The organism is Methanobrevibacter sp. (genome assembly GCF_017410345.1).
GTDB lineage: Archaea > Methanobacteriota > Methanobacteria > Methanobacteriales > Methanobacteriaceae > Methanobrevibacter.
In genome coordinates this window covers 1-6,577 of the sequence record NZ_JAFQQZ010000026.1, presented here as the reverse complement: position 1 = coordinate 6,577, position 6,577 = coordinate 1, and the positions used below count along the sequence as shown (strand labels likewise).

At 35.3% G+C, this 6,577-nt stretch carries 6 protein-coding genes; all 6 read left to right on the top strand.

Features of this window, described 5'->3' with window-relative positions:
• Positions 1-237: 237 nt before the first annotated feature.
• The 6 genes from IJE13_RS03395 (at position 238) to IJE13_RS03370 (ending at position 6,509) form a co-directional block, all read left to right on the top strand.
• Entirely contained in the window at positions 238-630 is a 393-nt protein-coding gene (locus tag IJE13_RS03395; RefSeq protein WP_292777088.1) for a C-GCAxxG-C-C family protein, read from the top strand.
• Between the two features lie 367 nt (positions 631-997).
• Positions 998-2,620, top strand: a complete 1,623-nt coding sequence (locus tag IJE13_RS03390; protein ID WP_292777085.1) for an ABC transporter substrate-binding protein — start codon at positions 998-1,000, stop codon at positions 2,618-2,620.
• Between the two features lie 439 nt (positions 2,621-3,059).
• A complete protein-coding gene (locus tag IJE13_RS03385; protein ID WP_366514846.1) occupies positions 3,060-3,956 on the top strand; it encodes an ABC transporter permease in 897 nt (298 codons plus the stop codon).
• A 1-nt stretch (position 3,957) separates the two neighbouring features.
• Positions 3,958-4,800, top strand: a complete 843-nt coding sequence (locus IJE13_RS03380; RefSeq protein ID WP_292777091.1) for an ABC transporter permease — start codon at positions 3,958-3,960, stop codon at positions 4,798-4,800.
• A gap of 13 nt (positions 4,801-4,813) precedes the next feature.
• Positions 4,814-5,908 carry an ABC transporter ATP-binding protein gene (locus IJE13_RS03375; RefSeq protein ID WP_292777083.1) on the top strand — a complete coding sequence of 365 codons (1,095 nt, stop codon included), beginning with the start codon at positions 4,814-4,816 and terminating at the stop codon, positions 5,906-5,908.
• On the top strand, positions 5,898-6,509 hold the full coding sequence (locus tag IJE13_RS03370; protein WP_292777080.1) for an ATP-binding cassette domain-containing protein: 612 nt from the start codon (positions 5,898-5,900) through the stop codon (positions 6,507-6,509). The genes IJE13_RS03375 and IJE13_RS03370 overlap by 11 nt, the downstream gene beginning before the upstream one ends.
• Positions 6,510-6,577 lie beyond the last annotated feature (68 nt).

Sequence of the window (6,577 nt, the reverse complement as noted above, 5' to 3'; positions counted from 1 at the left end):
TTTACTTTATTTTTTCTATTGTTTCTATTTTTTCTTTTTGAACTCTTCATTTTTCTAATTTATTTTTTTCTATTCTCTCATCATCATTATTTTTCAATTTATTTTCAATCATTTTATAAAAATTTATTAATATTGAAATTTATATTAATTATAACAATGTTTTAAAATTATTTAAATCAATTAATGATTGATTTGAATTATTTGACAATTGATTTTAATGATTATTGAGGGATTATTATGGAATTGGATTCACAAAAAGTTGTAGAGAAAATAGAGGAATACAGAAAGGATTACAGCTGCTCACAAGCAACTCTCATGGGAATCTGTGACGTTGCAGGGATGCCTACTGAAGAATTGGCTCTTCTTGCAAAGGGATTCTCCGGAGGTATTGGTGGAACCTTTTCAGAAGGGACCTGTGGTGCTGTAACCGGTGCTGTAATGGCTTTAGGTCTTTTAGGTGCAGATGAAAAGCAGATCATTTCAGCTTCAAAGAAACTGTTCAATGAATTCAAGGACAAATATGAATCTGTAACCTGCGGATACATCTCAAAAGATGGGGATGACAAGTCTCCATGCGTGGAAGTATGCCTGTTTGCGGGTGAAAAGGTCTGTGAATACTTAAAGGAATAATTTTTAATTTTCATTTTCTTTTAATTTTCTTTATTAATTTTTTTTTATCACTTTTTTTACTATTTAACTGATTTTTCTTGCTTTTTTTTAATTTCATAATCATTTTCTTGACTTAACTGGGTTTTGTATTACTTTTTTTAATTTTTCACTGTTTTTATTATTAATTTTTTATTACTTTTTCACTTATTTTTTATAAAAAAGTAATACTTTCTATAAATAAAGTAATACATTTATATACTTTAAAATATAATTTATAATTGTAATATCTTTTTTAATATTAGTATTACTTTTTTAGATATTTGTTTAAGATAGTAATACTGATGGGGATGTTATTTTTATTTTTAAGTAATTTTTACGAGGAAATTATATGGATAGAAAGATTTTAATTTGTACAGTCATTGCACTGATAGCAATTATTAGTGTAGGTTCAGCATCTGCTGGCTGGTTTGACTTTTTAACAGGAGGAAATGAGCATGCTCCTGATGAATTGATCACCTGTGTAGCCGCTCACGGAGAAGAACCTGAATTCGGTTTCGACCCAATGCATGGTTGGGGATACCACGATTCCGGTACAGACCCACTTATTCAAAGTACAGTTCTGAAAAGAAATGCTGACAATGAATTTGTAAACGATCTGGCAACAGATTATGAAATATCTAGTGACTTGAAAACATACACTGTAACCATTCGTGATGATGTAAAATTCACAGATGGTTCCCAATTAACCGCTAAAGACGTAGCTTTCTCCTATAACACTGCTAAAGAGTTTGGAGAAGGTGCAGACTTAACCCATATGGAAGAAGCTAAAGCGGATGGAGATAACGTAGTCTTCACTCTTGACCAACCGGATTCCACATTCATCAACAAATTGACTGATGTAGGTATCGTTCCAGAAGCTACTTATGACAACGCAACATACGGTCAAAACCCAATCGGTTCCGGACCATATAAATTAGCTCAATGGGACAAAGGTCAACAATTCATCCTAGAGAAAAACCCTGACTACTATGGTGAAGAACCTTACTTCAACAAGATCACCAACCTCTTCCTTGACCCTGATGCAGCATTTGCAGCAGTCAAAAACGGAGATGTGGACATTGCTGAAGTGGCAGTAGCATATGCTGATGAAGAAATTGACGGTTACCACATGGAATACTTCGATTCCATTGATGTACGTGGTGTTTCCTTACCTACCACAATGGATGAAGGGGAAACAAGTGAAGATGGCATTGCAATCGGTAACAATGTAACCGGAGACCCAGCTGTCAGACAAGCTTTAGCTATTGGTATTGACAGAGAAGATTTAATAGACGGTGCATTAAACGGATACGGTAATGTATCCTACACCGGTGTGGCTGACCAATTACCATGGGCATTTGATGCTGGATACAAAGACGGTCAAGTAGACCAAGCAAAAGCTATTCTTGAACAAGCAGGATGGAAAGACACTGACGGTGACGGTATCAGAGAAAAAGATGGCCAAAAAGCTGAATTCACTGTATACTATAAGGCATCCGCAGTTGAAAGACAAGCAATTGCAGTAACTTTAGCAGAGCAAGCAAAAGAGTTAGGTATTGAAATCACTCCTAAAGGTGCAAGCTGGGACGAAATTGACCCAGACAAATACAGTCAAGGAGTAGTATGGGGATTCGGTTCAGCAGATCCATACTCAATTGAGCATCAATACGGTTCAGATGTGGCTTGTGTAGGTTACGACAACCCAGGTAATCTTAAAGATGCTGCTGTAGATGCATTAATCGATCAAGCAATGGATCAACCTGCCGATTCTTCCTACAGTACTTGGAGACAAGCTGCAAAACAAGCTACCTCCCACAATTCATTCTTATGGATTGGTACTATGGACTACACTTACTTTGTAAGTGACGACTTAGACATTTCCAACAGCACTCACCTCATCTACCCACACGGTGGAGACATTTGGGGTAACATCTACGACTGGAAACGTCTTGATACAAATGAAACTGCATAAATTGTCTTGAAATGTAATGCAGTGAAATTGTAAAATTAAAAATTATTAAAATATAAAATGGTTTATTTTCTAATAAATCATTTTTTAATAATTTTTTCATATTCCAATTATTTTTAGAATCATTTAAAGAATTTTTTAAGATTTTTGAGCAATTTTTTAAAAGATTCTTTAAATAATTTTTTAATTATTTTATCAAGGATTTTTTAATGTTCGTTAAAAGATTCTTTAAATAATTTTTTAATTATTTATTATGCATTTTTTATACTTTTTAAGAATTAAAATGATTCTTAAGGGTTTTTAAAGTATTTTCATAATTATTTTTTTTAACAGATTATATGGGTTGATTAAAATTAATAGTAAAAATTTAGCTAAATTTTTAGGATTGAAAGTAGTGAGACTAATAATTCTATTAGTCGTTATTGCTGCTATCAGTTTTATAATGATACAGTGTTCTCCTATTGACCCTGTAAGAGCTTATCTTGGTCAGCGAATTGTATCTCAAGAGCAATTGGCCATTATGGGTGAATATTGGGGAACAAATTTATCTTTAGGCGAAAGAGTAATGGGTTGGCTTTCAACTTTAGCTACTGGAAGCATGGGATTTTCATTGATTTATAGAGTCCCTGTAACAGAAGTTATCGTACAGAAATTTACAGCATCATTAACTCTTATGGCAACTTCATGGGTAATATCCGGAATATTCGGTTTCGGATTAGGTGTCCTTGCCGGTGCTAAGGAAGGCACTTGGATTGACAAGGCAATCAAAACCTACAGTTATATATTGCAATCCTCACCTACCTTCTGGATAGGATTGGTACTGCTGATGCTATTTTCAGTTTACTTGGGTTGGTTCCCAATAGGGCTTTCTGTACCTATTGGCCAATTGTCCGATACTGTAACATTCTGGCAATGGCTATACAGATTGATATTGCCTGCAGTGACTTTAAGTATTGTAGGAATCGCTTCCTTAACAATGTACACAAGAGACAAGCTTATTCAAGTAAAGAAAAGTGATTATTTCCTGTTCGCACAAGCTAGAGGTGAAAGCTTCTGGGGGATAATTAAAAACCACGGAATAAGAAATATCTTGCTTCCGGCCATTTCCATCCAATTCCTGTCATTCAATGAATTGTTCGGTGGAACCATTCTTGTGGAACAGGTATTTGCATATCCTGGAATCGGACAGGCAACTGTCGCTGCTGGTCTAAGGTCAGATGTTCCATTATTGCTGGGTATTGTGATTATTAGTGCAATCTTTGTATTTACTGGAAACCTCATTGCAGATATAATCTATAAATATGTCGATCCAAGATTAAGAGGTGAGGATGATGAGTGAGATGCCATGGTATAATAAAGGTTTATTCAGTTCATTGAACTTAAGGCAAAAGACTCTCTTGACCATTGGACTTACTGGGCTGATCTTATTGGTTATTTTCATTTGCGGATGGATGACTAATGCCAATTTGCCTACAGATTTTTCAATAAAGATGCAAGCTCCTTCATTGGCGCATCCTTTTGGTACTGATTGGATGGGAAGGGACATGTTTACCCGTACAATAAAAGGTTTAAGCTTAAGTATTGTCATTGGTATCGGTGCATCAGTAATTTCCAGCATAATAGCCACCATCTTAGCATTTCTTGCAAGTGCAAATAAATGGTTGGATGAGGCTGTTTCCTGGGCGATTGACTTGTTTGCATCTATTCCTCATATATTATTGCTTATGATGATATCCATTGCATTAGGTAAAGGTGCATTCGGTGTAATCATGGCTGTAGCATTTTCACACTGGGTTAACCTAACCCGGGTGCTTAGGGCTGAAGTATTGCAGATCAACACATCTGAATATGTTGCTTTATCCAATAGGTTAGGCAGAAGCAAGTTGTGGATTGCAAAAGAGCATATCTTGCCTTTAGTATTGTCCCAAATATTTGTAGGAACCTTGCTTGTATTCCCACATGCAATCATGCACGAAGCAAGCATAACATTCTTAGGATTCGGTTTGTCACCACATGAGCCAGCTATTGGTATCATATTGTCTGAATCAATGTCCTATCTTGCAATGGGCGCATGGTGGCTGGCATTCTTCCCAGGTCTTGCATTATTGATTGTAGTATTGTTGTTTGATATTATTGGAGATAATTTAAAACGCTTGCTTGACCCTGGAGAGGCGAATAACTAGATTAGGTGGTATTATGGAGAAATTATTAGAAGTAAATAATCTATCAATATCCTTTACACAATATGTCCAAGGATTAGTTAGGCACGATTTAAAGGTAATTTCTGATTTGTCACTTGATATTAATGAAAGTGAAATCGTTGCCGTATTGGGATCCAGCGGTTCAGGTAAAAGTCTTTTAGCACATACCATCTTAGGTATTTTGCCTTATAATGCTCATGTGACCGGGGAAGTTAAATTTAAAGGAGAAACTTTAAATCAAGAGAAAAAAGAAAAGATTAGAGGTAAAGAAATTTGTTTAATACCTCAATCTGTAAATTTCCTTGATCCTTTGATGAAAGTTTCCCAACAGGCTGTTGGTGAATGTAAAGACGATAATGAACGTAAAGAGAAACAAAAAAGACAAAGGGAAGTATTCAGTAAATATGGATTGGATGAAAGTGTAGATGATTTGTATCCTTTTGAATTGTCTGGTGGAATGGCGAGGAAAGTATTATTGTCTACAGCCTTATTGAATGATCCTGATTTATTGATTGCTGATGAACCTACTCCTGGTCTTGACGCAAAAAGTGTTGAAGAGACAATTCAGGACATTAGAAGATTAAAAGACCAAGGCAAAGGTGTTTTACTGATCACTCACGAAATAGATGTGGCTTTAAAGACAGCGGATAGGATTGCAATATTCTATTCAGGGTATGTGATTGAAATCAATAAGGTGGAAAACTTCTTGAATTCTGAAAACTTATTGCATCCATATGCCAAAGCTTTAGTCGATGCATTGCCAAAGAATGGTTTCAAGTTAACTGAAGGAGTTCAGCCATTGGAAGAAGTTCCTGGATGTCCTTATTATGAAAATTGTCCGATACGTTCAGACAGATGTAATCAATCCAAACCAGAACTCATTGAACATGATGGTGCAATGATCAGGTGCTTCAATTTCGATAAGGCCATTTCTGAGGAAGTTTCTGAGGAGGTTGTTGAGGATTCTGCTCCTGAGGAAGTTGCTGAAGAGCTTGTTTCTGAGGAGATTGTTGAAGAAGAAGCTATAGAGGAAGAAGCTGTTGAAGCTGAAGAGGAACTTAATGATGAGGAGGCTAATGATGGAGCTTAAGGCAGAAAACATTTCTTTTGCATATCATAAAAATAAACCTATATTGAAGGATGTTTCATTATCTCTTAACAGCAATCAGATAATCGGATTAATTGGAGATAGCGGTAGCGGTAAGAGTACCTTATGTAAGATTATTTCCGGTTATATTACCAATTATACTGGTGAGATAACTATTGATGGAAATGCTGTTAATAGAAATGGTTATGATCCTATTCAATTAATTTTCCAGCATCCGGAAAAGACTATGAATCCTAAATGGAAGATGGAAAAGGTATTGAGGGAATCATGGATTCCTCCACAGGATTTGAAAGACACTTTCGGTCTTAAGGACAATTGGCTGACTCGTTGGCCAAGTGAACTTTCCGGTGGAGAATTGCAACGTTTCAGTATATTGAGGGCTTTAAATCCACAAACAAAATTTATCATTGCAGATGAAATAAGCACTATGCTTGATGCTGTAACCCAAGTGCAGATATGGGAAGCACTTATCAAGCATTGCAAAGCCAATAATATTGGAATATTAGCGGTAAGTCACGATAAAGACTTGCTTGATGTAATATGTGATGATATTTTGTATTTCAATGAGATAAATCATCTTTAGGATTAAACTATGATTTTTATTATTTCTAATAAAATATAGTTTTTTCTTTTCTTTTTTTATTATTTTTT